Source organism: Citrobacter sp. Ce006, assembly GCF_030336535.1.
Taxonomy (GTDB): Bacteria; Pseudomonadota; Gammaproteobacteria; order Enterobacterales; family Enterobacteriaceae; genus Citrobacter; species Citrobacter europaeus.
This window is the reverse complement of sequence record NZ_JAOWDO010000057.1, coordinates 87,500-112,954: the sequence shown is the minus strand read 5'-3', so window position 1 is coordinate 112,954 and position 25,455 is coordinate 87,500. Positions and strand designations below refer to the sequence as shown.

Annotated in this window: 28 protein-coding genes and 1 tRNA gene; 14 read left to right on the top strand and 15 right to left on the bottom strand. The window is 54.2% G+C overall.

Annotation, left to right across the window (positions count from 1 at the left end; all coding sequences use genetic code 11):
* Positions 1 to 77: 77 nt before the first annotated feature.
* The 9 genes from OGV94_RS05035 (at position 78) to OGV94_RS04995 (ending at position 7,548) form a co-directional block, all read left to right on the top strand.
* On the top strand, positions 78 to 635 hold the full coding sequence (locus OGV94_RS05035; protein WP_048233364.1) for a recombinase family protein: 558 nt from the start codon (positions 78 to 80) through the stop codon (positions 633 to 635).
* An 83-nt stretch (positions 636 to 718) separates the two neighbouring features.
* Positions 719 to 1,891 carry a phage tail sheath protein gene (locus tag OGV94_RS05030; RefSeq protein WP_286522754.1) on the top strand — a complete coding sequence of 391 codons (1,173 nt, stop codon included), beginning with the start codon at positions 719 to 721 and terminating at the stop codon, positions 1,889 to 1,891.
* 9 nt (positions 1,892 to 1,900) lie between these two features.
* Positions 1,901 to 2,416: a phage major tail tube protein gene (locus tag OGV94_RS05025; RefSeq protein ID WP_032266119.1), complete on the top strand. Its 516-nt coding sequence runs from the start codon at positions 1,901 to 1,903 to the stop codon at positions 2,414 to 2,416.
* Between the two features lie 54 nt (positions 2,417 to 2,470).
* Entirely contained in the window at positions 2,471 to 2,773 is a 303-nt protein-coding gene (locus tag OGV94_RS05020; RefSeq protein ID WP_286522751.1) for a phage tail assembly protein, read from the top strand.
* 14 nt (positions 2,774 to 2,787) lie between these two features.
* A complete protein-coding gene (locus OGV94_RS05015; RefSeq protein WP_000763315.1) occupies positions 2,788 to 2,907 on the top strand; it encodes a GpE family phage tail protein in 120 nt (39 codons plus the stop codon).
* On the top strand, positions 2,900 to 5,683 hold the full coding sequence (locus tag OGV94_RS05010) for a phage tail tape measure protein (RefSeq protein WP_286522749.1): 2,784 nt from the start codon (positions 2,900 to 2,902) through the stop codon (positions 5,681 to 5,683). Before OGV94_RS05015 ends, OGV94_RS05010 begins: the two co-directional genes overlap by 8 nt.
* Positions 5,680 to 6,165 (top strand): phage tail protein, encoded by a 486-nt coding sequence (locus tag OGV94_RS05005; RefSeq protein ID WP_286522747.1) that lies wholly within the window; start codon positions 5,680 to 5,682, stop codon positions 6,163 to 6,165. Before OGV94_RS05010 ends, OGV94_RS05005 begins: the two co-directional genes overlap by 4 nt.
* Positions 6,162 to 7,262: a phage late control D family protein gene (locus tag OGV94_RS05000; protein ID WP_286522745.1), complete on the top strand. Its 1,101-nt coding sequence runs from the start codon at positions 6,162 to 6,164 to the stop codon at positions 7,260 to 7,262. The genes OGV94_RS05005 and OGV94_RS05000 overlap by 4 nt, the downstream gene beginning before the upstream one ends.
* Positions 7,263 to 7,329: 67 nt before the next feature.
* Positions 7,330 to 7,548 (top strand): ogr/Delta-like zinc finger family protein, encoded by a 219-nt coding sequence (locus OGV94_RS04995; RefSeq protein WP_058215518.1) that lies wholly within the window; start codon positions 7,330 to 7,332, stop codon positions 7,546 to 7,548.
* Between the two features lie 135 nt (positions 7,549 to 7,683).
* On the opposite strand, the gene OGV94_RS04990 is transcribed toward OGV94_RS04995, so the two are convergent.
* Positions 7,684 to 7,759 (bottom strand) — tRNA-Ile (locus OGV94_RS04990).
* A 125-nt stretch (positions 7,760 to 7,884) separates the two neighbouring features.
* On the opposite strand from OGV94_RS04990, the gene mug reads away from it, so the two are divergent.
* A complete protein-coding gene (gene mug, locus OGV94_RS04985) occupies positions 7,885 to 8,391 on the top strand; it encodes a G/U mismatch-specific DNA glycosylase (protein WP_047408510.1) in 507 nt (168 codons plus the stop codon).
* A gap of 45 nt (positions 8,392 to 8,436) precedes the next feature.
* On the opposite strand, the gene rpoD is transcribed toward mug, so the two are convergent.
* From rpoD to rpsU, 3 genes are all read right to left on the bottom strand, one after another.
* A complete protein-coding gene (rpoD, locus tag OGV94_RS04980; RefSeq protein WP_043017666.1) occupies positions 8,437 to 10,281 on the bottom strand; it encodes an RNA polymerase sigma factor RpoD in 1,845 nt (614 codons plus the stop codon).
* 359 nt (positions 10,282 to 10,640) lie between these two features.
* Positions 10,641 to 12,386: a DNA primase gene (gene dnaG / locus OGV94_RS04975; RefSeq protein ID WP_003828467.1), complete on the bottom strand. Its 1,746-nt coding sequence runs from the start codon at positions 12,384 to 12,386 to the stop codon at positions 10,641 to 10,643.
* Positions 12,387 to 12,623: 237 nt separating this feature from the next.
* Entirely contained in the window at positions 12,624 to 12,839 is a 216-nt protein-coding gene (gene rpsU / locus OGV94_RS04970) for a 30S ribosomal protein S21 (RefSeq protein WP_001144069.1), read from the bottom strand.
* 236 nt (positions 12,840 to 13,075) lie between these two features.
* Here rpsU and tsaD point away from each other — a divergent pair, with 236 nt between their 5' ends.
* Positions 13,076 to 14,089 (top strand): tRNA (adenosine(37)-N6)-threonylcarbamoyltransferase complex transferase subunit TsaD, encoded by a 1,014-nt coding sequence (gene tsaD / locus OGV94_RS04965; RefSeq protein WP_003024694.1) that lies wholly within the window; start codon positions 13,076 to 13,078, stop codon positions 14,087 to 14,089.
* A 48-nt stretch (positions 14,090 to 14,137) separates the two neighbouring features.
* Here the strand turns inward: tsaD and ureG are convergent, their stop codons facing one another.
* From ureG to ttdA, 10 genes are all read right to left on the bottom strand, one after another.
* Positions 14,138 to 14,755: an urease accessory protein UreG gene (gene ureG, locus OGV94_RS04960; RefSeq protein ID WP_047408513.1), complete on the bottom strand. Its 618-nt coding sequence runs from the start codon at positions 14,753 to 14,755 to the stop codon at positions 14,138 to 14,140.
* Between the two features lie 9 nt (positions 14,756 to 14,764).
* A complete protein-coding gene (locus OGV94_RS04955; protein WP_043017664.1) occupies positions 14,765 to 15,436 on the bottom strand; it encodes an urease accessory protein UreF in 672 nt (223 codons plus the stop codon).
* Positions 15,436 to 15,894, bottom strand: coding sequence for an urease accessory protein UreE (gene ureE / locus OGV94_RS04950; RefSeq protein WP_047408519.1), 459 nt, complete (start codon positions 15,892 to 15,894; stop codon positions 15,436 to 15,438). The genes OGV94_RS04955 and ureE overlap by 1 nt, the downstream gene beginning before the upstream one ends.
* A gap of 9 nt (positions 15,895 to 15,903) precedes the next feature.
* Positions 15,904 to 17,607 carry an urease subunit alpha gene (gene ureC, locus OGV94_RS04945; protein WP_286522743.1) on the bottom strand — a complete coding sequence of 568 codons (1,704 nt, stop codon included), beginning with the start codon at positions 17,605 to 17,607 and terminating at the stop codon, positions 15,904 to 15,906.
* Positions 17,600 to 17,920: an urease subunit beta gene (locus OGV94_RS04940; RefSeq protein ID WP_043017661.1), complete on the bottom strand. Its 321-nt coding sequence runs from the start codon at positions 17,918 to 17,920 to the stop codon at positions 17,600 to 17,602. The genes ureC and OGV94_RS04940 overlap by 8 nt, the downstream gene beginning before the upstream one ends.
* A 9-nt stretch (positions 17,921 to 17,929) precedes the next feature.
* Positions 17,930 to 18,232 (bottom strand): urease subunit gamma, encoded by a 303-nt coding sequence (locus OGV94_RS04935; protein WP_003024678.1) that lies wholly within the window; start codon positions 18,230 to 18,232, stop codon positions 17,930 to 17,932.
* 10 nt (positions 18,233 to 18,242) lie between these two features.
* Positions 18,243 to 19,067, bottom strand: a complete 825-nt coding sequence (locus OGV94_RS04930; protein WP_196770178.1) for an urease accessory protein UreD — start codon at positions 19,065 to 19,067, stop codon at positions 18,243 to 18,245.
* A gap of 123 nt (positions 19,068 to 19,190) precedes the next feature.
* Positions 19,191 to 20,654, bottom strand: coding sequence for an anion permease (locus OGV94_RS04925; protein ID WP_075145613.1), 1,464 nt, complete (start codon positions 20,652 to 20,654; stop codon positions 19,191 to 19,193).
* A gap of 48 nt (positions 20,655 to 20,702) precedes the next feature.
* The gene (gene ttdB / locus OGV94_RS04920) at positions 20,703 to 21,308 is read right to left on the bottom strand and encodes a L(+)-tartrate dehydratase subunit beta (RefSeq protein ID WP_003828447.1); all 606 of its coding nucleotides are present in this window, start codon (positions 21,306 to 21,308) and stop codon (positions 20,703 to 20,705) included.
* Positions 21,305 to 22,213, bottom strand: coding sequence for a L(+)-tartrate dehydratase subunit alpha (ttdA, locus tag OGV94_RS04915; RefSeq protein ID WP_016154538.1), 909 nt, complete (start codon positions 22,211 to 22,213; stop codon positions 21,305 to 21,307). The genes ttdB and ttdA overlap by 4 nt, the downstream gene beginning before the upstream one ends.
* Before the next feature lie 213 nt (positions 22,214 to 22,426).
* Between ttdA and ttdR the strand changes: the two genes are divergently transcribed.
* The gene (gene ttdR / locus OGV94_RS04910) at positions 22,427 to 23,368 is read left to right on the top strand and encodes an L-tartrate utilization transcriptional activator TtdR (RefSeq protein WP_047408535.1); all 942 of its coding nucleotides are present in this window, start codon (positions 22,427 to 22,429) and stop codon (positions 23,366 to 23,368) included.
* A gap of 31 nt (positions 23,369 to 23,399) precedes the next feature.
* Here the strand turns inward: ttdR and plsY are convergent, their stop codons facing one another.
* Positions 23,400 to 24,017 carry a glycerol-3-phosphate 1-O-acyltransferase PlsY gene (gene plsY, locus OGV94_RS04905; protein ID WP_003828443.1) on the bottom strand — a complete coding sequence of 206 codons (618 nt, stop codon included), beginning with the start codon at positions 24,015 to 24,017 and terminating at the stop codon, positions 23,400 to 23,402.
* 106 nt (positions 24,018 to 24,123) lie between these two features.
* Here plsY and folB point away from each other — a divergent pair, with 106 nt between their 5' ends.
* On the top strand, positions 24,124 to 24,492 hold the full coding sequence (gene folB, locus OGV94_RS04900; protein WP_003024659.1) for a bifunctional dihydroneopterin aldolase/7,8-dihydroneopterin epimerase: 369 nt from the start codon (positions 24,124 to 24,126) through the stop codon (positions 24,490 to 24,492).
* 86 nt (positions 24,493 to 24,578) lie between these two features.
* On the top strand, positions 24,579 to 25,397 hold the full coding sequence (gene bacA / locus OGV94_RS04895; protein ID WP_003024655.1) for an undecaprenyl-diphosphate phosphatase: 819 nt from the start codon (positions 24,579 to 24,581) through the stop codon (positions 25,395 to 25,397).
* Positions 25,398 to 25,455: the final 58 nt, after the last annotated feature.

Genomic DNA, 25,455 nt, shown 5'->3' with positions numbered 1-25,455 from the left:
TCCCAAACCAACGTTTAAGAAAATGCTGTTTTCCCGTCTGGCTGGCATTATTTGGGCTTTTGCATAAGGGAAAACAAATGTTAGTCGGCTATGTGCGCGTATCAACAAGTGAGCAAAACACAGCGCTGCAGCGTGATGCACTGGAACGCTCAGGATGTGAGCTAATTTTTGAAGACAAAATGAGCGGAAAAACAGCAGACAGGCCAGGGCTAAAAAGGTTGCTCAGGACGTTATCAGAGGGAGACACGCTGGTTGTATGGAAGCTCGACAGGCTGGGAAGAAGCATGCGACACCTTGTTACCCTGATAGAAGAACTCCGGCAGCGCGGAGTTAATTTCCGTAGTCTGACTGACAGCATAGACACCAGTACGCCAATGGGGCGGTTTTTCTTTCACGTTATGGGGGCACTGGCGGAGATGGAACGCGAGCTGATAGTGGAACGAACCCGTGCGGGACTGGAAGCTGCAAGAGCTAAAGGCAGGATTGGAGGGCGAAGACCAAAACTGACGCCAGAGCAATGGGCACAGGCTGGCAGGTTACTTGCTGCAGGTGAAACACGGCAGCGGGTTGCTTTAATTTTTGATGTGGGGATCTCGACGTTATACCGCAAATATCCTGCGACATTGTGTGATTAACAGGACAACGCCGCGCAGCTGTCTGCGTGACGTAATCAATACAACATAGGGCGAAGCCTATTCCAATCAGGAGGTTCGCCGCTATGGCTCAGGATTACCACCACGGGGTGCGCGTTGTTGAAATCAACGAGGGCACCCGATCCATTACCACGGTGAGCACCGCCATCGTGGGCATGGTCTGCACCGGCGATGATGCTGATGCGTCTATGTTTCCCCTCAACAAGCCGGTTCTGCTGACCGATGTGCTGACCGCCAGCGGCAAAGCGGGAGAGTCCGGTACGCTGGCCCGTTCGCTGGATGCGATTGCAGACCAGGCTAAACCCGTGACCGTCGTTGTGCGCGTGGCGCAGGGCGAAACCGAAGCGGAAACCACCTCCAACATTATCGGCGGTGTGACTGCTGACGGTAAAAAAACGGGCATGAAAGCGCTGCTATCGGCGCAGTCGCAGCTCGGTGTCAAGCCGCGCATTCTCGGTGTGCCGGGACACGACGCGCAGGCAGTTGCCACTGAGCTGCTGAGCGTGGCGCAGAGTCTGCGCGGGTTTGCCTATCTGTCCGCCTACGGCTGCAAAACGGTAGAAGAAGCAATTGCCTACCGTGACAATTTCAGCCAGCGCGAGGGGATGCTGATCTGGCCTGACTTTATCAACTTTGACACTGTGCTGAATGCAGACGCGACAGCTTACGCCTCCGCCCGTGCGCTCGGCCTGCGAGCCAAAATTGACGAGCAGACCGGCTGGCACAAGACCCTGTCCAACGTGGGCGTGAACGGTGTCACCGGCATTTCCGCTGATGTGTTCTGGGATCTGCAGGACCCGGCAACCGATGCGGGACTGCTCAACCAGAATGACGTCACCACGCTTATCCGCAAAGACGGCTTCCGCTTCTGGGGTTCCCGCTGCCTCAGTGACGATCCGCTGTTTGCCTTTGAGAACTACACCCGCACGGCGCAGGTGCTGGCTGACACCATCGCTGAAGCGCACATGTGGGCGGTGGATGGCGTGCTCAACCCATCGCTGGCCCGTGACATTATCGAAGGTATCCGCGCTAAGCTGCGCAGCCTGAAAACGCAGGGCTACATCATCGGTGCAGACTGCTGGCTGGATGAGTCGGTGAACGATAAAGACTCCCTGAAAGCAGGGAAACTCACTATCGACTACGACTACACGCCGGTGCCGCCGCTTGAAAACCTGATGCTGCGCCAGCGCATCACCGATCAGTACCTGCTGGATTTCTCCAGCCAGGTCAGCGCGTAAGGGGACACCATGGCTTTACCACGTAAGTTAAAACACCTGAACCTGTTCAACGACGGGAACAACTGGCAGGGGATTGTCGAGTCTCTGACCCTGCCGAAATTCACCCGCAAGTTTGAGAAGTATCGCGGCGGCGGTATGCCGGGCGCGGTGGATGTGGACATGGGGCTGGATGACGGCGCACTGGACACGGAATTTTCAATCGGCGGCACCGAACTGCTGTTATTCAAGCAGATGGGCAAGGCAACCGTTGACGGCATCCAGCTGCGTTTCACCGGTTCCATTCAGCGTGACGATACTGGCGAAGTGCAGGCCGTTGAGCTGGTTGTGCGCGGGCGTCATAAAGAAGTGGATTCCGGCGAGTGGAAAACCGGCGAGAGTAGCGCCACCAAGGTCAGCAGTACCAACAGCTACGCGAAGCTGACCATTAACGGTGAGGTGCTCTATGAGGTCGATCTGGTCAACATGGTTGAAATCGTTGACGGCGTGGATCTGATGGAAGAACACCGTAATGCCCTCGGCCTCTGATTAACCTTAACGGCGCGGGCAGCCGCGCCAGTATTTCATTAACAGGATACGAACATGAGCGACAAGCTGACTGAAAAGACCGTAAAACTGGATACCCCCATCATGCGCGGTAAAACTGAAATTACCGAAATTGTGCTGCGCAAGCCGCAGTCCGGCACACTGCGCGGCACCCGTCTGCAGGCCATTATGGATATGGACGTGGGCGCGATGATGACTGTGATCCCGCGAATCTCCACTCCGACGCTGACCGCGCAGGAAATGGCAGAGCTGGACCCCGCCGATCTGACAGCAATGGCTGTAGAGGTGGTGACTTTTTTGTTGCCGAAGTCGGTGCTTGTCGATTTGCCGACAACCTGACGGTTGATGATCTGGTGGCAGATATTGCCACCATCTTTCACTGGTCGCCGTCCATCACTGACGTTATGCCGCTGACTGATGTGCTGGAGTGGCGGCATAAGGCAATTCAGAGAAGCGGGGCCAGCGATGAGTGATAATAACCTGCGACTGCAGGTAGTTCTGGGGGCGGTGGATAAGTTAACCCGCCCATTTAAAAATGCACAGGCTGGCTCTAAGGAGCTGGCATCAGCTATTCGACAAACCCGCGATCAGATTAAAAAGCTGAGTGATGCTGGAGGTCAGCTTAAATCTTTCGATCAACTAACTAAAAGTGTTAGCCGTACTGGTGCCGAACTGGATCAGGCGAGGCTACGCGCTCAAATGATGACGCGCGAAATGTCATCTTTGGAATCCCCGACAAAAAAACAAACGCAGGCGCTGGAAGCTCAGTGGCGTGCTGTTTCACGTCTTGAACAAAAACAGCAACAGGAAACTCGCCAGATGGCGGCAGCCAGGGCTGAGCTTTATCGGCTGGGGTTATCTGCTGGGGGCGGAGCGCGCGAGACGGCACGGATTGCACGAGAAACTGAACGGTATAACCGACAGTTGGCTGAGCAGGAGCGCAGGCTGCGTGAAGTTGGCGAGCGTCAGCGAAAGCTCAACGCTATCAAAGCCAAGGCTGAAAAGACCCGCGAGTTAAGGAACTCTCTGGCAGGTAATGGTGCAGGGGCGATGGCGGCTGGGGTAACTACTGGTATGACGTTGTTGGCTCCAGTAAAAGCCTATTCAGAATCAGAAAATGCAGCGAATCAGCTCGCCGGTTCAATGATGGGACCGGGCGGAAAGGTAGCGCCTGAATTTGAAAAAATTAACCGGCTTGCAGTTGCTTTGGGCGATAAGCTGCCGGGAACAACAGCCGACTTTCAGAACATGATGACTATGCTACGCCGTCAGGGTATGTCGGCGCAGGTCATCCTGGGCGGCTTGGGAGAGTCAGCAGCTTATCTTGGCGTGCAGTTACAGATGGCTCCCACTGCAGCAGCTGAGTTTGCGGCTAAGTTACAAGATGCTACTCAGACCTCCGAAAAAGACATGATGAATCTGATGGACGTGATCCAGAAAGGATTCTACGCGGGGGTAGATTCAGGAAATATGCTGCAGGGGTTCTCAAAAATCAGCAGCGCGATGGATATTATTCATAAAAAGGGATTGGACGCGGCTAAGACATTTGCTCCTCTATTAGTTATGGCTGATCAGGCTGGTATGGCTGGAGAGTCAGCTGGTAATGCCTACCGAAAAGTATTTCAGTCCGTCATGAATACGGAAAAAGTGAAGGATGCTAATGATGAACTAAAAGGCACTGGCGTTAGGTTCGATTTTACTGATGGAAAGGGGGAGTTTGGCGGGCTGGAGAAAATGTACACGCAATTAGCTCAACTCCAAAAGCTTAATACTGAGAAAAGGTTAGCTACGTTAAAAGGTATTTTTGGGGATGATGCGGAAACGCTGCAGGTGCTAAATATTATGATTACCAAAGGCATCTCAGGGTATCGTGAAACGGCTTCAAAGCTACAAAATCAGGCTTCTCTGCGCGAGCGTGTTGATGCCTCCTTGAATACTCTTGGTAATAAATGGGAAGCCGCTACAGGTTCCTTTACCAATGCTATGGCTAGTATCGGTGAAACAGTTGCCCCTGCATTAAAGAAGCTGGCTGACTGGTTGGGTGAACTGGCTTCGCGTCTGGATGGTTTTGTTAAACGACACCCTCAATTGACCTCTGCGCTGTTTAAGCTGGCAGCAGGCTTTGCCATTGTTGCCACCGCCGCTGGGGTTGTTTCACTGGCGCTGGCGTCTGTGTTAGGGCCAATGGCAGTAGTGCGAATGAGCGCAGGGGTGATGGGGCTAAAATTTTCATCTGCATTTGGTCTTATTGGGAAAGCAATAAGTTCTGTTGGCAAGTCAGTTATATGGCTGGGCCGATTGATGTTTGCAAACCCTATACTGGCTGTCATAGGGCTGATCGCCGCTGGTGCTATTTATATCTGGCAGAATTGGGACACTCTTGGGCCAAAGTTCAAGGCCATGTGGGATGCCGTATGTAATGCCACAGGTACGGCATGGGATTGGATTAAAGAAAAGGCCAGTGCCGCATGGGAGGGGATTAAGTCACTGTTATTTAATTATACCTTGCCGGGATTAATAGCTAAAAATTGGGATGCAATAAAATCTGGCGTTTCTGACGCGTGGGCCAATATCAGACAATCTATTAGTGATAAATGGAATTCGATCCTGGCTGATGTTGCCGCGCTTCCTGCGAAGTTTCAGGACATGGGCAGCGCCATTATTGACAGCATTCTCGATGGAGTTAATGCCAAATGGGAGACACTCAAAAGCAAGCTTTCCTCAGTCACCGATTATCTGCCTGACTGGATGACCGGAAATAATAAAACACAAGGTAAAGCACAGGTGCAGGTGGTTGGTGGAGCTGCAGCTGCAGCTGCAGCCGTTCCGTTTGCCGGGATGTATGACAGTGGTGGGATTATTCCGCGTGGTCAGTTTGGTATTGTTGGGGAGAACGGCCCTGAAATTGTGAACGGCCCCGCAAATGTGACCAGCAGGCGGCGCACTGCCGCGCTGGCTTCCGTCGTTGCAGGTGTCATGGGCGTAGCGGCAGCGCCTGCAGAGGCTGCTCCACTACATCCTTACAGTCTGCCTACTGTGGCATATAAACAAAGCCAGCCTGCGAAATCTGCCAGTGCGCCGCCAGTGATGCACTTTGAGACTCACGCGCCGATCACTATCTATGCTCAGCCTGGGCAGAGTGCGCAAGATATTGCCCGTGAAGTTGCCCGACAGCTTGACGAACGCGAGCGCAAGACCAGGGCTAAAGCGCGCAGTAATTTCAGTGATCAAGGGGGATATGAATCATGATGATGGCGCTGGGGTTATATGTCTTTATGCTGCGTACAGTGCCATATCAGGAGCTGCAGTATCAGCGAAGCTGGCGACACGCCGCCAACAGTCGGGTGAACCGACGACCATCAACGCAGTTTATTGGCCCGGATAATGACTCGCTGACGTTATCTGGCGTACTGCTGCCGGAGGTCACCGGGGGCAGGCTGTCATTGCTCGCGCTGGAGCAAATGGCAGAGCTGGGCAAAGCATGGCCCCTGATTGAGGGAAGCGGGACCATTTACGGCATGTTTGTAATCGAGAGCCTGAGTCAGACAAAAACGGAATTTTTTGAAAGCGGAATACCCAGGCGCATTGAGTTTACGATCACCCTCAAACGGGTTGATGAATCGCTGTCTGACATGTTCGGGAGCCTGAGTGACCAGCTCAGCAACCTGCAGGACTCTGCTGCCTCTGCGATTGGGGGGATTAAGAACACGATAGGAGGATTGCTGCAGTGAACGTTAATTCTGATCTCCTGAATCTGAACAGCAAAAGCCCGGCATTCAGTATCGTCATTGAAGGTAAGGACGTGACGACCGTGCTGGATACCCGCCTGATGAGTCTGACGCTGACGGATAACCGGGGCTTTGAAGCGGACCAGCTTGATCTGGAGCTGGACGACGCCGACGGGCTGATCTCCCTGCCGCGACGTGGGGCAGTGATTCAGCTGGCGCTGGGCTGGAAAGGCCAGCCGCTTTTCCCTAAAGGGGCTTTTACCGTGGATGAAATTGAACACAGCGGCGCCCCTGACCGGCTGACCATCAGGGCGCGTAGCGCAGATTTCCGTGAAACCCTCAATACACGGCGCGAAAAATCATGGCATCAGACAACGGTGGGGGAGGTGGTAAAGGAAATAGCCGCCCGGCATAACCTCAAAATGGCGCTGGGCAAAGACCTGACGGATAAGGCGCTGGATCATCTGGACCAGACCAATGAAAGCGATGCAAGTTTTCTGATGAAACTGGCGAGACAGTATGGGGCGATTGCTTCCGTTAAGGACGGGAATCTGCTGTTTATCCGGCAGGGACAGGGAAGAACGGCGAGCGGCAAGCCGCTGCCGGTTATCACCATCACGCGCAAATCCGGTGACGGTCATCGGTTCACCCTTGCTGATCGTGGTGCCTATACCGGTGTTATTGCCAGCTGGTTGCATACGCGTGAACCCAGGAAAAAAGAGATAACCAGTGTTAAGCGTCGTCGAAAGAAAACCACCACACCCAAAGAGCCGGAAGCAAAACAGGGCGATTATCTGGTGGGAACGGATGAAAACGTGCTGGTTCTTAATCGTACCTACGCCAACCGGAGCAATGCAGAGCGCGCAGCAAAAATGCAGTGGGAACGTCTGCAGCGTGGGGTTGCTTCATTTTCCCTGCAGCTCGCTGAGGGGCGGGCTGATCTCTATACGGAAATGCCGGTGAAGGTGACGGGGTTTAAGCAGCCGATCGATGATGCAGAATGGACCATTACCACCCTGACGCATTCTGTCAGCCCGGATAATGGATTTACAACCAGCATGGAGCTTGAAGTAAAGATTGATGATTTAGAAATGGAATGAATTTGTTCACAAAATGGATGTGTAGTGTATCATTATGTGATTGCAGGAATTGGTGGGGGAAACGGATATGATGAATTGTCCAAAATGTGGGCATGCGGCGCATACTCGTAGCAGCTTTCGGGTATCTGATAACACTAAGGAGCGTTACTGCCAGTGCCAGAATATTAATTGTGGCACCACCTTTGTCACACATGAAACGGTGGTGCGCTTTATTGTCACCCCTGGACTAATCGATCACGCTCCGCCACACCCATTAAACAGTGGTCAAGGCCACATGAATTTCTAACAAGAAACCCGCCTCGGCGGGTTTTTTATTGGAGGCAGTAAAAATTCTGCTGCCATTTTGCTGCCAATTAGGTTCTATTAAATAAAAAAGCCACTCGCTAGAGTGGCTTAATTATATGATTTTAAAGCTAAAATTTGGTGGCCCCTGCTGGACTTGAACCAGCGACCAAGCGATTATGAGTCGCCTGCTCTAACCACTGAGCTAAGGGGCCGTGGCGGTGGATTATAAAGTAACTCTGCGTTGCAATCCAGACATAAGCGTACGGATGCTGTTTTTATAAACAATGTATTTTCAGTCCGTTATACTTGTTCCCTTGATGTATTGTTCGGAGTAATTATGGTTAAGGACATACTGGCGCCGGGGCTACGGGTGGTGTTTTGCGGCATTAACCCAGGGCTGTCTTCCGCAGGTACAGGATTCCCCTTTGCACACCCCGCTAATCGCTTCTGGAAGGTCATCCATCAGGCGGGATTTACCGATCGTCAGCTAAAACCTGAAGAGGCACAGCACCTGCTGGACTTCCGCTGCGGCGTGACTAAATTTGTCGACAGACCAACGGTGCAAGCCAATGAGGTGAAGCTGCAGGAGATGCGTAGCGGCGGTCGTCTGCTCATTGAGAAAATTGAGGAGTATCAGCCTGCGGCGCTCGCTATCCTTGGCAAGCAGGCATTTGAGCAGGGTCTTAGCCAGCGTGGGGCGCAGTGGGGGAAACAGACGTTGACCATTGGCGCGACGCAAATATGGGTATTGCCGAATCCCAGCGGGTTAAGCCGGATCACGCTGGATAAACTGGTGGAGGCGTATCGGGAAGTGAATGACGCCTTGCTCAGGCGAGGACTATAAAGAAAAACGCCACCTTGCGGTGGCGTTTATGCTTATGCGGCGAGATTAATCGTCGAGGAAGCTACGCAGTACTTCAGAGCGGCTCGGGTGACGCAGTTTACGCAGCGCCTTTGCTTCGATCTGACGGATACGTTCACGGGTAACGTCGAACTGTTTACCCACTTCTTCCAGCGTGTGGTCGGTATTCATATCGATACCGAAACGCATACGCAGAACTTTCGCTTCACGGGCGGTCAGGCCAGCCAGCACGTCGTGCGTTGCGGCACGCAGGCTCTCGGTGGTCGCAGAGTCCAGCGGCAGCTCGAGGGTGGTATCCTCGATGAAATCACCCAGATGCGAATCTTCATCGTCGCCTATCGGCGTTTCCATGGAGATAGGCTCTTTAGCGATCTTCAGCACTTTACGGATCTTGTCTTCCGGCATTAGCATGCGTTCAGCCAGTTCTTCCGGCGTCGGCTCACGGCCCATCTCTTGCAGCATCTGACGGGAGATACGGTTGAGCTTGTTGATGGTCTCAATCATATGTACCGGGATACGGATGGTACGCGCCTGATCCGCGATCGAACGAGTGATCGCCTGACGGATCCACCAGGTTGCATAGGTGGAGAACTTGTAACCACGACGGTATTCAAACTTATCAACCGCTTTCATCAGACCGATGTTACCTTCCTGAATCAGATCCAGGAACTGCAGACCACGGTTGGTGTACTTTTTGGCGATAGAGATAACCAGACGTAAGTTCGCTTCAACCATCTCTTTTTTCGCACGACGGGCTTTCGCCTCACCGATGGACATGCGACGGTTGATATCTTTAACCTGCTCGATGGTCAGGCCGGTTTCTTCTTCAATCTGCTGCAGTTTCTGCAGGCCGCGGTGAACGTCATCTGCTACATCGTGCAGTTTTTCAGACCACGGTTTGTTCATCGCGATTGCCGCGTTGAACCAGGTTTCGCTGGTTTCATTGCCAGTGAACAGAGTGATGAAGTTTTTCTTCGGCATTTTGCACTGCTCAACGCAGAGCTTCATGATCAGACGTTCCTGAGTACGCACGCGGTCCATCATGACGCGCATGCTGTTTACCAGGTAGTCGAACTGCTTCGGCACCAGGCGGAACTGTTTGAACACTTCAGACAGCTTCTGAATTTCTTCCTGCGCGGCAGCATGACTGCGGCCTTTCGCTTTGATGGTGTCGCGAGTGATTTCGTACTGAGTACGCAGTTCACCAAATTTTTCACGCGCTAATTCAGGATCGATGCTGTTGTCGTCATCGCTGCTGTCGTCGTCTTCTTCTTCATCTTCGTCTTCATCGTCATCCAACTCTTCCTGAGAGAGTTCAGAACCGACGTGCGTCGCCGTTGGCGCCATGTCCTCTTCCGCGTTCGGATCGACAAAGCCGGTGATCAGATCGGAAAGACGCGCTTCTTCAGCTTCTACGCGATCGTATTGCTCAAGCAGGTAGGTGATGGCTTCCGGGTATTCGGCAACGGAGCATTGAACCTGGTTAATCCCGTCTTCGATGCGTTTAGCGATGTCGATTTCGCCTTCACGGGTTAACAGTTCAACGGTACCCATTTCACGCATGTACATGCGAACCGGGTCAGTTGTACGACCGATTTCGGACTCAACGCTGGACAGAACCTGGGCAGCCGCTTCTTCCGCGTCTTCATCGGTGCTGTTGGAGGTTTCAGCAAGCAGCAGATCATCGGCATCAGGTGCTTCTTCCATCACCTGAATACCCATGTCATTGATCATTTGGATGATGTCTTCGATTTGATCTGAATCGACGATATCTTCCGGCAGATGGTCATTGACCTCGGCATAGGTCAGATAGCCTTGCTCCTTACCACGTTGGACAAGAAGCTTCAGCTGTGACTGCGGGTTTTGCTCCATAAGACGGTATCCACACTTAATTCGTTTGATTGGTGTTGGGCGGTAAAACCGCCAACGGCAAAACGAGGGCATACTTATATTTTGCCGCTGCCTCTCCGTGCGGCTGTCGGGGGCTTCCCGATCGATATTCGGCAGTTAAGCCGTTAAATACTTCATCCTTCACGTTGTCTCTGCGTTAGCTGCGTTCGTTACTCGGCTCATCCTGAGCCTCGCCCCTTACGGGGCCGCCGCAAGCAGCGTTCAAATCCGCTCCCGGCGGATTTGTCATCCTGGTCATGTACTTATGTACACTTCCAGGCGTTCGTTCACTTGCTGCCTTGATACAACGCGAATGATTTTGTCTTTGTTTTATCTTTCGCTTATTTCTTGGCCAGTTCCTGGTTCAGCGTCCAGAGTTCCCGGCGTTCTTCGCTGCTTAAACCGTGTGTGCGCTCACGAGCTATCAACTCTTCCTGGCGCAGTTCAAGCATCGAATCAAACATATGGTTGAGTGAGTCGGTGAAGGTTTTTTCTGCGATATCTTTATCTGCTATATCGTCCCACATCGACAGTTTTTCAAGGGTCGCAGCATCATTTGTGCCACGATAGTGTTCTAAAAGTTGCCCGGTGGTCAGACCTGGCTGAGCCAGACAAGTGTTGACCAGTTCTCTGAATAAGCCAAGACCAGGCAGCTTATTGCTATCCAGTGCGCCTAACGGTGGAACCAGCGGGGCGAGGCCCGGATTCTGCACCAGCAACCCTATAAGTATACGCATGGTCGTACGTTTTAGCTGTGGAACAGGACGGGAAGCTCCATTTTCTGCCAGTTTTGGCATTAAACGTTCAAGCTGGCTGTCATCCAGAATGCCGAGCTTGTTTCCCAACTCCTGTCGCAGATAAATGCGCAACGTTTCGCCTGGTACCTGAGTAATCAGCGGTAATGCCAGCGTGCTGAGCTGTGCGCGTCCGTCCGGGGTACTCAAATCTACCTGCGGCAACAGGCTGTTAAATAAAAACGCGGAGAGCGGCAGCGCCTGCTCCATCCGGGCTTCAAAGGCCTCTTTCCCTTCTTTACGCACCAGCGTATCGGGGTCTTCGCCGTCAGGTAAAAACATAAAGCGTAGCTGGCGTCCGTCTGTCATATAGGGCAGTGCGGTTTCCAGCGCGCGCCATGCTGCATCGCGTCCGGCACGGTCGCCGTCGTAACAGCAAATTACGTTGTTCGTCGCGCGGAACAACAGCTGGATGTGATCTGCGGTGGTTGACGTCCCAAGGGATGCCACGGCGTAGTTAATGCCGTATTGCGCCAGCGCCACCACATCCATATAGCCTTCTACCACTAACAGGCGCTGCGGATCGGCGTTATCCTGCTGGGCTTCATAAAGGCCATATAGCTGGCGACCTTTATGGAAAATATCGGTTTCCGGGGAGTTGAGATACTTCGGCAGGGCATCGCCCAGCACGCGTCCACCAAAACCAATGACCCGACCGCGTTTGTCGCGGATGGGGAACATCACCCGTTCGCGGAAGCGATCGTAACTGCGTCCTTGATCGTTGGTGACCAACATCCCCGCATCGACCAGCGATTTGCGATTCTCAGCATTGCCGCCAAACCGTTTCAGGACGTTGTCCCAGCCGGGGGGCGCAAAACCAATAGCAAAACGGGTGATAACGTCGCTACTTAATCCTCGCTTTTCCAGGTACTGGCGCGCGGGGGTAGCGGCGGGTTGCATCAAAGACTGTTGATAAAAAGTGTTCAGGCCGTCCATCAATTGATAAAGGCTTTGCCGTTGATGGCGCTCTATCTGACTGGGGCCACTGCCTGCTTCATAGGGCACTTCAAGGTTGTGCATTGCGGCCAATTCTTCGACGGTTTCCACAAACTCGAGCTTGTCGTAGTTCATGAGAAAGTCGACGGCGTTGCCATGCGCGCCACACCCAAAGCAGTGATAAAACTGTTTTTCACCGTTTACGGTGAAAGAGGGGGTTTTTTCGTTATGGAACGGACAGCACGCGTGATAATTTTTGCCCTGCTTTTTCAGCTTTACCCGCGCGTCGATGAGATCGACGATGTCGGTTCTTGCCAGCAGGTCATTAATAAAAACGCGAGGAATTCGTCCAGCCATAAGCCCCTGTTTTTTGATGACTCATATACACAAAATCATTCAGGATGCATCAAGGCGGCAATGGAGCGAATCCTCAGGAGCGTACATAAGTACGTGACTGGGGTGAACGACTGCAGCCAACGCAGAGGCAGCTTGAATGATGACGTGTATAAACGAAAATAAGCCGCGCATTCCTTCCGGAAGCACGGCCTTACAACTACAACTCAGTCTGAATTGAGAGCTTTAGCTCTCAATGGATTAGTACAGACGAGTACGGCGTGCGTTTTCGCGAGCCAGTTTCTTCGCGTGACGTTTCACAGCAGAAGCTTTAGCGCGCTTACGTTCGGTAGTCGGTTTTTCATAGAACTCACGACGACGAACTTCCGCCAGAACACCTGCTTTTTCGCATGAACGCTTGAAGCGACGCAGTGCTACGTCGAACGGCTCGTTTTCACGTACTTTAATTACCGGCATGTAACTCTCACCTTTAATAAATTCGGTTTGCCGCTGGCATCAACGCCAGCTTATTTCAAAATGGTGCGGAATTTTACTGCAATTGCTGCTGCTTTGTAAAGCACCGACGCGATTTTGAAAGGGACTTTTATAAGGACAAGGAGTATACACGAGCGAAACTCCTGGGGCGAACAAAGTTTTACATCAACCCGCATTGGTCCTACACTGCGCGGTAATAAAGCGAGGTAAAACAAGTCATGCGTGTACTGGGTATTGAAACGTCCTGCGATGAAACCGGCATCGCCATTTACGACGATGAAAAAGGTCTTTTAGCCAACCAATTGTATAGTCAGGTGAAATTACACGCTGACTACGGCGGCGTAGTGCCAGAACTGGCCTCGCGCGATCACGTACGTAAAACCGTACCGCTGATCCAGGCCGCGCTGAAAGAAGCGGGGCTGACGGCAAAAGAGATTGATGCGGTAGCGTATACCGCAGGTCCTGGTTTGGTTGGCGCGCTGCTGGTTGGCGCAACCGTAGGACGTTCGCTGGCGTTCGCCTGGGGCGTACCGGCAATTCCTGTGCACCATATGGAAGGGCATCTGCTGGCGCCGATGCTGGAAGATAATCCTCCTGCTTTCCCGTTTGTCGCGCTGCTGGTTTCCGGCGGTCACACGCAGTTGATCAGCGTCACCGGTATCGGTCAGTATGAATTACTCGGCGAATCGATTGATGATGCCGCAGGCGAAGCGTTCGACAAAACAGCCAAGCTGTTGGGGCTGGATTATCCTGGCGGCCCAATGCTGTCAAAGCTGGCTTCGCAAGGCGTTGAAAAACGTTTTGTTTTCCCGCGTCCAATGACCGACCGTCCGGGGCTGGATTTCAGCTTCTCCGGTCTGAAAACCTTCGCTGCGAATACCATTCGTAATAACGAAAATGACGATCAGACCCGCGCAGATATCGCCCGTGCGTTTGAAGATGCGGTGGTTGATACGTTGATGATCAAGTGCAAACGCGCGCTGGATCAAACCGGTTTTAAACGTCTGGTGATGGCGGGGGGCGTGAGCGCGAACCGTACGCTGCGCGCAAAACTGGCAGAGATGATGCAAAAACGTCGTGGCGAAGTGTTTTATGCGCGTCCGGAATTTTGCACCGACAACGGGGCGATGATCGCCTACGCGGGCATGGTGCGTTTTAAAGCGGGTGCAACGGCGGATCTTGGTGTGACCGTGCGTCCACGCTGGCCGCTGGCGGAATTACCGGCAGCATAAGCTCACAATATCGTAGGCCCGGTATGCGTAGCGCCACCGGGCAATACGCTACATCCGCAGCATTCCTTTCTCTTCCAGAAACGCGATAATTTTTTCCAGACCATCTCCGGACTTTAAATTACTAAACGTCCATGGACGCTCGCCGCGCATGCGTAAGGTATCGCGCTCCATCACCTCCAGCGAGGCGCCCACATAAGGGGCCAAATCGGTTTTATTGATCACCAGAAAATCGGATTTGGTGATCCCCGGCCCGCCTTTACGCGGGATCTTCTCGCCTTCAGCAACGTCGATCACATAGATCGTCAGATCCGCGAGTTCCGGGCTGAAGGTGGCGCTCAGATTATCGCCGCCGCTTTCCACAAAAATCAGATCCAGATTGCCGAATTTCTCACTCAGCGCTTCTACGGCAGCCAGATTCATCGATGCATCTTCACGGATGGCGGTATGCGGACAGCCGCCGGTTTCCACGCCGACGATCCTGTCCGGTTCCAGTGCGCCTGCCTCGGTGAGAATGCGCTGATCTTCTTTGGTGTAGATATCGTTGGTCACCACCGCCAACTGATAGCTCTTGCGCATGGCTTTGCATAACGCTTCCAGCAGCGCCGTTTTGCCCGAGCCAACCGGGCCGCCAACGCCCACACGCAGGGGATGCTTGTTATTACTCATTTTTTCTCCTCAGGAGCGGAATAATCGGGAATATTGGGTTTCATGCCGGGCAGACGCGATAGCGGCCAGCGGCGTTGCGGAGCCGAGGCTGGCGTCAGGACACGCCAGCGCCTGTGCCAGACCCTGCGCATAGCGATCGCAGAGCGCAATAATCAAACGCTGGGCCGCCTGTTGTCCAAAGGGAACAAGTTTGACGCCGGCCATGACTGCGCTCTCAATCCAGCTGTAGCCGAGGCTTAACGCCAGCTGCGTCAGGGGGATTTTCCAGCGCACGCCCAGCCAGGCCATGCCGCAGAGTTGGCTGTCGATAAAGAGCGCGCGCCACTCCCGCGAGCAGTCCGCTTCCCAGTCGGTGACCAGCCGTGTAAACGCCGCGCCCCGACTGCGTTCTTCATCTCGTAATTCGCGGGTTTCGCGACAGGCCAACAGGTAAGCGCTCCAGCGGCGTGCGGCGGCGAGATCGTCCTGCTCGCAGGCGCGATACAGTCTTGCCAGCAGCGGCAGGTCGACGGTAAAAAAGTTCTGCTCCATCTGCTGGATTTGCCAGGCAGAGAAGTCATCGACGCTTTTCACCCAGCCGATTTCCACCGCCCATTCCAGGCCCTGGGACCAGGTAAACGAACCCACCGGGAGAGCGCTGCTGGCGAGTTGCATCAGACGTAGCTGTTGGGTGTTATGCATCAGTGCGCATGGCCATGATGATGCCCATGTGATTCGCTGGCATAAGCGCCTGCTTCAGGTTCAAACGGCAACTGGGCGAACGTCACCTCAAGATTGAACTGGCGCAGCATGTCGTCCAGCACATGATCGTGATGGTAGCGTAGTTGGTCGGGGAGAATTTGCAGTGGAACGTGACGATTGCCGAGGTGATAACAGGCTTTGGCGAGCAGAAAAGGATCGGCGCAGCTCACCACGGAAACCGACTCCGGCGCGGCGATCACTTCGATCACTTCGCTGCCATCTTCGGTACTTAGCAGATCGCCGCCGCGCAGCAGCAAACCACGCGGTAGCATTAGCCCGGCTTCGCGACCGTCGTTCAGCGCCACTCTGGCGCGACTTTTAACCCGAACATCAATGGGTAGCGTGACGCTTGCGGTGGCGCGGTGGGCGTGGTCAAGGCGTTGGGTCAGGTAGATCATCGTCACTCCTCAAAACAGAAAATAGCGTTGCGCCATCGGCAAAACGTCTGCCGGTTCGCTGGTGATAAGTTCGCCATCAATACGCACCTCGTAGGTCTGAGCATCGACGGTGATATTGGGTTGCAGGCCGTTGTGGATCATGTCGGCCTTTTTCACCGTCCGGCAGCCTTTGACGACGGCGATAGTGCTTCGCAAACCGAGCTGCTGCGGGATGTTTTGCGCGTCAGCGGCTTGCGAAATAAAGGTCAGCCGGGTGTGATGCCGCGCTGCGCCAAGTGCGCCGAACATCATGCGGTAATGCACCGGCTGCGGGGTGGGGATCGAGGCGTTGATGTCGCCCATCGGCGCGCAGGCGATCATCCCGCCCTTGACGATCGTCGCCGGTTTTACGCCAAAAAAGGCGGGCGACCACAGCACCAGATCGGCCAGTTTGCCAGGCTCAACGGAGCCGACTTCATGGGCGATACCATGGGTTAACGCCGGGTTGATGGTGTATTTAGCAACGTAGCGTTTAACGCGCTGATTGTCGTTGTCGCCGGTTTCTTCTGCCAACGGACCACGCTGAACTTTCATGCGATGTGCCACCTGCCAGGTGCGCAGGATCACTTCGCCCACGCGCCCCATCGCCTGTGAATCGGACGAAGTCAGGGAAAACGCGCCAATGTCATGCAGAACATCTTCGGCAGCGATCGTTTCCCGGCGAATGCGTGATTCGGCAAAGGCTACGTCTTCGGCAATATCCGGGTCGAGGTGGTGGCAAACCATCAGCATGTCGAGATGCTCGTCGATGGTGTTGACGGTATAGGGCAGCGTCGGGTTAGTGGAGGAGGGCAGAATATTCGGATGTGCGCAGGCGGTGATGATATCCGGCGCATGGCCGCCGCCCGCGCCTTCGGTGTGGAAGGTATGAATGGTGCGATCGCCAATCGCCGTCAGCGTATCTTCAACGAAACCGGACTCATTGAGCGTGTCGCTGTGCAGCGCTACCTGGATGTCCATTTCGTCGGCCACGGTTAGCGCGCAGTCGATAGCGGCAGGCGTGGCGCCCCAGTCTTCATGGATTTTCAGGCCAATTGCCCCCGCGCTGATTTGCTCGCGCAGGGCGTCAGGATTTGAGCCGTTGCCTTTGCCCAGCAAACCGATGTTAACCGGCAATGCGTCTGCCGCCTGCAGCATACGCGCGATGTACCACGGGCCCGGCGTGCAGGTGGTGGCGTGAGTTCCTGCCGCCGGACCGGTGCCGCCGCCGATCATCGTCGTCACGCCGGAAACCAGCGCCTCCTGGGCCTGCTGTGGGCAGATCCAGTGAATATGCGTATCTACGCCGCCCGCAGTGACGATCTTGCCTTCCCCGGCGATGACTTCAGTTCCCACGCCTATCGGGATCATGACGTTGGGCTGAATATCGGGATTACCCGCTTTGCCGATGGCGAAGATCCTGCCTGCTTTGATACCGATATCCGCTTTCACGATCCCCCAGTGATCGACGATTAGTGCGTTGGTAATCACCAGATCCACACACGCTTGCGCGCGCATTTGGCCCTGGCCCATGCCGTCGCGGATCACTTTTCCGCCGCCAAATTTGACCTCTTCGCCGTAAGTGGTGAAGTCTTTTTCCACCTCGATCCACAGGTCGGTATCCGCCAGGCGCACTTTATCGCCGGTGGTTGGGCCAAACATGTCGGCATACGCTTGCCGGGAAATTTCACTCATTATCTGCCTCCAGCGCGCCCATCACTTCGCTGCGAAAGCCCACGATCCTTTGTGCGCCGGCTACATGCACCAGTTCGACTTCGCGTTTTTGCCCCGGCTCAAAACGTACCGCTGTGCCCGCCGCAATGTTCAGACGAAAGCCACGTGCGGCCAGCCTGTCAAAATGTAGCGCCGGGTTCACCTCGTAAAAGTGATAGTGCGATCCCACCTGGATGGGTCTGTCGCCATGATTTTCCACCACGATCGTGCAGGTCTCCCGTCCCTGATTGAGCGCGATAGTGCCTTTTGCGATCTGATATTCACCTGGGATCATTGCCGCTCCTTAGACGATCGGATTGTGGACGGTGACCAGCTTCGAACCGTCCGGAAAGGTGGCTTCAACCTGAATATCCGGGATCATTTCCGGCACGCCTTCCATCACCTGATCGCGGCGCAGGACGTGACGCCCGTCCTCCATCAACGCGGCCACGGTTTGCCCGTCGCGTGCCCCTTCCATGATGAAAGCGCTAATCAGCGCCACCGATTCCGGGTAGTTCAGCTTAAGCCCGCGGGCCAGGCGACGTTCCGCCACCAGCGCGGCGGTAAACAGCAACAGCTTGTCTTTTTCTCTGGGGGTCAGTTCCATAAGGATTCTCTTAGGTTTGCCAGATTCGCGGTAGTACGGGCACTTTGTGCGTCAGCAGCGGGCGCAGAAATTGCCAGATGTCACGCATAACGCGCTGAACAACCAGGTTGTCGTCGGCAAGAAAGCGAATTGTCAGCAGCGAGTCGTTAAGCGTTGCCCCGGCGTAATCGCCAAGTGACGTAAGCCGCTCGCGGGTGCCCTCCAGCATGAGTTCGCTGGCCGGATAACACAGTAACGTGCCGACCCAGGGAAAGTGCGCGACGCCGCTCAGATTCCCCTCTCGCAATTGCAAGCGTTCTATCAGCAGCGGCTGCCCATCCCGCCACACTTCCAGACGGTTTTGCAGCGTGCCGTGGCTGAAGACTTCCTGCATAACCGGTCGCCCAAGACACAGCAGATCCCAGGCCAGCAGGTGGCTTGCGGATGTCAGATGAAAGACGGTCTGAATAGCGGCGTTGGCACCGGGAAAGAGGATCGTATCCTGCGGCAGCCACTCCAGCGTGGCGTGTGAGGCAAGCGTGAAATGCTGGCGCAACAATGCCTGTGGTCCGCGGCTGCGATAAAATTTTCCCGCGCCTGGCTGGGTGATTAACGCGTGGCTGTTTTCGTCGAGCGTTACGGCGATATGGAGCTCATCCCCGCCGACGATCCCCGCCGGTGGATGAAGCAAATAGAGATGGCAAACGTCCTCTTCCGGGTAAAACGGGCGCTGAACCGTCAATGGACCCTGATGGCGCGCCGAGACGAGCACCGTTTTGTGCCCGGTGCGGGTAAAATGCAGATCCAGTTCGGCCTGCCAGCCCCGTGTGAGTGTCTCGTGCGCAACCGTGTCCAGAGCGTTTCCCTTATCAGCATGAGGGTGTTTGCATACAAAAAAGTATGCCTCAGCGCATCGGGAAATCGATCATATGAGAAGCTTATGGATAAAGGGGCGGCAATACGCCGCCCCACCAGAGTCTTACAGTAAAACGAGGGGCATCCAGACCAGACCGGTAATCACCAGCAGCACGAGGAAAATCAGGCCAAAAATAGCACCGAGTCGCCAGTAATCCGCCGTTGGCAAGTAGCCGCTGCCATAGTAGATAGGGCTGGGACCGGTGGCGTACGGGGTCAGAATGCTTCCGAGGCCAATGGCTGCGCCGACCATCAGGCAGAAGACCGGAAGCGGGATTTCCGGCATTGCCAGCGCGGCGGCAATCATCATCGGCGCCAGGGCGGAGGTATACGCCGTGGCGCTGGCAAAGAAGTAGCGCAGCAGATAGAAAACCACGATCAGCGCCACCATCACCATCATTGGCGAATAGCCGCTCAGCCCGTTTGCCAGCAGCTTGCCAAACCAGGTAATAAAACCGGTGTTATTGAGCCCGGTGGCCAGCGTGATCAGCGAGGCCAGCCAGAAAAAGACGTTCCACGCGGCTTTATTGCTGATAATGTCATCCCAGCTAATGATGCGCAGTACCAGCATCAACGCCACCACGCTGTATCCGACCATCGCAGCGTCAATGTAATCGCCGCCGAAGATCCACAGCACCAGCGCGCCGACCATCAGCACCAGCATCTTTTTCTCGCGAGCGCAGAGCGGTCCCATCGCTTTTAGCTCCGCATCCGCCCAGCGCGGAACCTGATCGCCGGATTTCAGCACCGGTGGATACAACACGTACGCCAGCCAGGGCACAATCAGCACCAGTAAAATGCTCAGCGGCAGCATGCCTAAGAACCAGTCGCCCCAGCTCAGCGCCGTGTGGGAGGCTCCTTTCATCAGGCCGATCAACAGCAGGTTCGGTGCCATCGCCGTTAAGAAAATAGCGCTGGTAACGCAGTCGGCGACAATGCCCATCCACATGATATATGAGCCAATGGAGCGTGAACTGGCGCTATTGGGCTGTGAGTTATACAGCGGCGGCAGGTTGCGGATAATCGGGTAGATTATTCCGGCTCCGCGCGCGGAGTTGGAAGGCGTGACGGGGGCGAGGATAAGCTCAGAGAACATCACCGCATAGCCGAGAAACAGCGTCCGGTGCCCCATCTTTTTCACCAGCATCAGCGCGATACGCCGCCCAAGCCCGGTTTTCTCATAGCCGGTACCAAACATAAAGGCCGCGAAGATCAGCCAGATGACCGAGTTTGAAAAGCCAGATACCGCCCACGACAGCGATTTGGCGGTAAATTTAAAACCGTCCTGCGCGAGTTGCTCCGGGCTGAACAGCAGCCATGGCGAAAGGACGGCGATGATCGAAATACCAATCATCGCCACCACCGCGCCCGGTACAGGTTCCAGAATAAGCCCGACAATCACACCGGTAAAGACGGCAAAATAGAGCCAGGTGTGGCTCTCAAGACCGGTGGGAACGGGCAGAACAGCAATAATGGCGATGACCACCAGCGGAGCCAGGTATCGCCACCAACCAGCTAAAGGTGCCATTGTTGTATCCCTACGAAAGGGGAGAGGCGCAGCGCCTCTCCGGGAGGGTTATTTGATGTAGTGCACGTGCTCGCAGATTTCATCGACGATAGGATCGCGACGTTCAGCGAACAGTTTTTTGTTTTCGGCGATCAGGTTGTTACCGTGGGTATCGATGGAAACGATCAGCGGGCCGAACTCTTTTACCCGACACACCCACAGGGACTCCGGCATGCCGAGTTCCGTCCAGTGAACCTCTTCGATCTCCTCAACCTGGGTTGCCGCCACGACCGCACAGCCTGCCGGGAAGATGACGTGTAGCGCTTTAAACTGCTTGCAGCCTTCTTCTGTCAGCGGTCCCATGCCGCCCTTGCCGACCACCAGCTTGACGCCAGTCTGTTCGATAAAGTCTTTCTCAAACGCTTCCATACGCATGCTGGTGGTTGGGCCGACGGAGACCATCTCCCATTTCTCACCGTTCTTACGTACGATTGGGCCTGCGTGGAAAATGGCTTTGCCGTTCAGGTCATAAGGAATCGGGCGCTTCAGTTCGATCAGGCGACGGTGGCAAACGTCACGGCAGGTCACCAGCGTACCCGTCAGGTAAATAACATCGCCAACGCGAATGTCTGCCAGATCTTCGGCTTTGATCGGGGTTGTGAGGATCTTTTTCATAACGCGCTCCGGGTGTGAGACAGGTTTTCGAAGGAGAGGTCTGCATGAACCAACAGCGTGCCGCGGCGGTGCGCCCAGCAGCCGGTAGAGACGGCAACGCCGATAGTCGACGGATGGCGTGCGGCGGATTCGATATGCACGCCCATTACCGAGCTATTCCCGGTCAACCCTTGTGGACCAATACCCAGACGGTTAAGCCCTTCTTCCAGACGCAGTTCCAGTTCGGCCGCTTTCGGATTCGGATGACGTGATCCGATAGGGCGCAGCACCGCTTTACGAGATAGAACAGCGGCGGTTTCTACGGAGGTGGCAATACCTACGCCCACCAGCACCGGCGGACAGGCGTTGACTGCCAGCGTGGAGATATTTTCGAAGACAAATTTCACCACGCCTTCGTAACCTTCAGAAGGCATTAACACTTTCGAGCGTCCCGGCAGCGTACAGCCGCCGCCTGCCATGTAGACTTCGATTTCCGCGTCATCATTATCAGGAATGATGTCCCAGGTGACCCACGGCACACCGGTACCGGTATTTTTGCCGGTATTCACTTCATCAAAAATCTCGACAGCGTTATGGCGCAACGGCGCTTTTACCGTGGCGTCTTCAACGGCCTGCTTCAGGATGCTTTGCAGTTCGCCGAGGAGTGGAAAACGGGAACCAACCTTCACAAAAAACATAATCTCGCCGGTGTCCTGACAGGCAGGACGGTTCAGGTCGATAGCCTTCTGCATGTTGTCAAACATGGTGTGGTAGATGATTTTACCCATCGGCGAGGTTTCGCCTTCACGCAGTTGCTTTAATTTATCCACGACGTCGTCGGGCATGCGGGTAGAAATCATGGCGGTAAAGTCCGCGACAATGTTCGTCAGCGTAGTTATCGCATTTTGGTTATTTTGATTGCTCATCTTGTTAACTCCAGTTCTTTTATTTGTCTGGAAATAAATTCTCCGTCACAAACTACCATTAAAAGTGTGGTTTTATATTATTTGCCACTGTGAATATCCAATTAACAGTTCGTGAATGATGTCCGGATAAGACAATAAAAATTGCGCAAAGGCAGGGTTTAATACGCATGAGGGAATTACACTGCGGTTAACAACATTACGGATCTACCGATCATGCTGAACACGTATCCCCTGGCGAAAGACCTGCAGGTGCTGGTCGAAATTGTGCGTAGCGGCAGCTTCAGCGCCGCCGCAGCGACGCTTGGCCAAACGCCGGCGTTTGTGACGAAACGCATTCAGATCCTTGAGGCCACGCTGGGAGCGACGCTGCTAAGCCGCTCTGCGCGCGGTGTGGCATTAACGGAGAGTGGTCAACGTTGCTATGAACATGCGCAGGCTATTCTTGCGGGCTATCAGCATCTGGTCGATGACGTCACGCAGCTCAAAACACGCCCGGCAGGGATGATTCGTATCGGCTGTAGCTTTGGTTTTGGGCGCAGTTATATTGCACCGGCAATTACCGAATTGATGCATAGCTATCCTGAATTACAGGTGCATTTTGAACTTTACGATCGGCAAATTGATTTGGCACAGGATAATATTGATTTGGATATTCGTATTAATGACGAAATTCCTGATTATTATATTGCGCATTTGTTAACGAAAAACAGAAGAATATTATGTGCAGCACCGATGTATTTACAAAAATACGGCAAACCGATGACGCTACAGGAATTAAGCCGGCATGATTGTCTGGTTACCAAAGAACGCGATATGACTCACGGGGTGTGGGACCTGGATAACGGCAAGGAGAAAAAGTCGATCAAGGTAGCGGGTCATCTTTCCTCTAACAGCGGTGAGATTGTGCTGCAGTGGGCGCTTCAGGGGAAAGGGATTATGCTGCGTTCCGAATGGGACCTGCAGCCGTTTCTGGCAAGCGGTGAACTGGTGCGTGTGCTGCCGGACTATGCGCAAAGCGCCAATATCTGGGCGGTTTATCAGGAGCCGCTGTATCGCAGCGTGAAGCTGCGCGTGTGCGTGGAGTTTCTGGCGACGTGGTGTCAGAACCGTTTAGGCAAACCGGTGGAGGGGTATCACATTCCTCACGCCGGATAAGACGCCGTCGCGTCGCTATCCGACATCGAAATCACTCGGGATCTCTTTCGCGCTTTTTCTTCAGCTTGGTCCAGATCTTTGGTTCCTGACGACGCCACAGACGCTGAATGTTGTCATGGTGACGTAGCAGAATTAAGCACGACAGCATAGACACCGGGAACGTGAACTGGGGATTGAACCACCAGACGTAGAAGGGGGCGATCAGCGCGCTGACGATAGCGCCTAACGACGAATAGCCGCTTAATAAGACGGTCAGCAGCCAGGTTCCGGCCATCACGCCGGTTAAGTCCCAACCAATCGGCGCAATTGCGCCAAAGGCGGTGGCAACGCCTTTCCCACCTTTAAAGCCGAAGAATACTGGCCAGATGTGTCCCAGACAGGCGGCGATCGCGATCAATCCCAGCCAGAAGGGGCTGACGCCTAGCGCATAGGCACCCCAGACGGGTAACATACCTTTCAGGACGTCGAAAATTAGTACCGCGACGGCGGCTCCCTTGCCACCAATGCGCAATACGTTCGTCGCGCCCGGATTCCCAGAGCCGCTGTCGCGCGGGTCCGGCAATCCAGCAAGGCGGCATACCAGAATAGCACTGGAAATTGAGCCACAGAGGTACGCGAAGATAATCATTCCAGGCGCGATTGCACTCATAAGCTGTTCCGTTTTGAAAATGTCGTGTAAAACGCTACTTCTGTGGATAATACGCATATTTCGCCGGAAGTGGTATCCGGGTTAGCCAAAAAGCAGGCAGGTCGTGATGGATATTGTATTTATAGAGCAACTTTCTGTAATCACCACTATTGGTGTTTACGACTGGGAACAAACGATCGAGCAACGATTGGTGTTCGATATCGAAATGGCGTGGGATAACCGCAAATCGGCTAAAAGCGATGATGTGGCTGATTGCCTGAGCTATGCTGATATTGCTCAAACGGTTGTTAATCATGTGGAAGGTGGGCGTTTTGCGTTGGTAGAACGCGTGGCGGAAGAGGTGGCGGATCTGCTGCTTAGCCGCTTTAATTCTCCCTGGGTACGGATCAAACTCAGTAAACCTGGCGCGGTAGCCCGTGCGGCGAACGTCGGGGTTATCATTGAGCGTGGCAATAATCTGAAAGAAAATAATTAATTTAATAATTTCTAAAACAAACGGGTATAAAAGGGTCCTTTCGTCGGCTCTTTTTTGCCGTGGTTTCTCTATCTAGGGGTTTATTAATGAGTGATATGCACTCGCTGCTGGTGGCGGCAATTTTGGGTGTGGTCGAAGGGTTGACGGAATTTTTACCCGTTTCCAGTACCGGCCATATGATTATTGTTGGCCACCTGCTGGGTTTTGAGGGTGACACCGCAAAAACTTTCGAGGTGGTAATCCAGCTAGGTTCTATTCTGGCAGTCGTGGTGATGTTCTGGCGACGTCTGTTTAGTTTGATTGGCATTCACTTCGGCAAAGCCCCGCATGAAGGTACTGGCAAAGGTCGACTGACGCTGGGACATATTCTGTTGGGGATGATCCCAGCCGTAGTGCTGGGGCTGATATTCCACGACACCATCAAATCGCTGTTTAACCCGATCAACGTGATGTATGCGCTGGTGGTAGGGGGCGTGCTGCTGATTGCCGCAGAATGCCTGAAGCCGAAAGAGCCGCGTGCGCCGGGTCTGGATGATATGACCTATCGGCAGGCGTTTATGATCGGCTGTTTCCAGTGTCTGGCCCTGTGGCCGGGCTTTTCTCGCTCCGGGGCGACGATTTCTGGCGGTATGCTGATGGGCGTGAGCCGTTACGCGGCGTCTGAGTTTTCTTTCCTGCTGGCCGTGCCGATGATGATGGGTGCAACGGCGCTGGATCTCTACAAGAGCTGGTCGTTTCTCAGCGCATCAGATATCCCGATGTTTGCCGTCGGTTTCGTGACGGCGTTTATCGTGGCGCTGGTAGCGATCAAAACCTTCCTGCAGCTGATTAAGCGTATCTCGTTCATTCCGTTTGCGATTTATCGCTTTGTTGTAGCGGCTGCCGTTTACGTCGTGTTCTTCTGATGACTTACCGTGGTGCCGGATGGCGGCGTTCCGCCTTATCCGGCCTACGGGTTATATC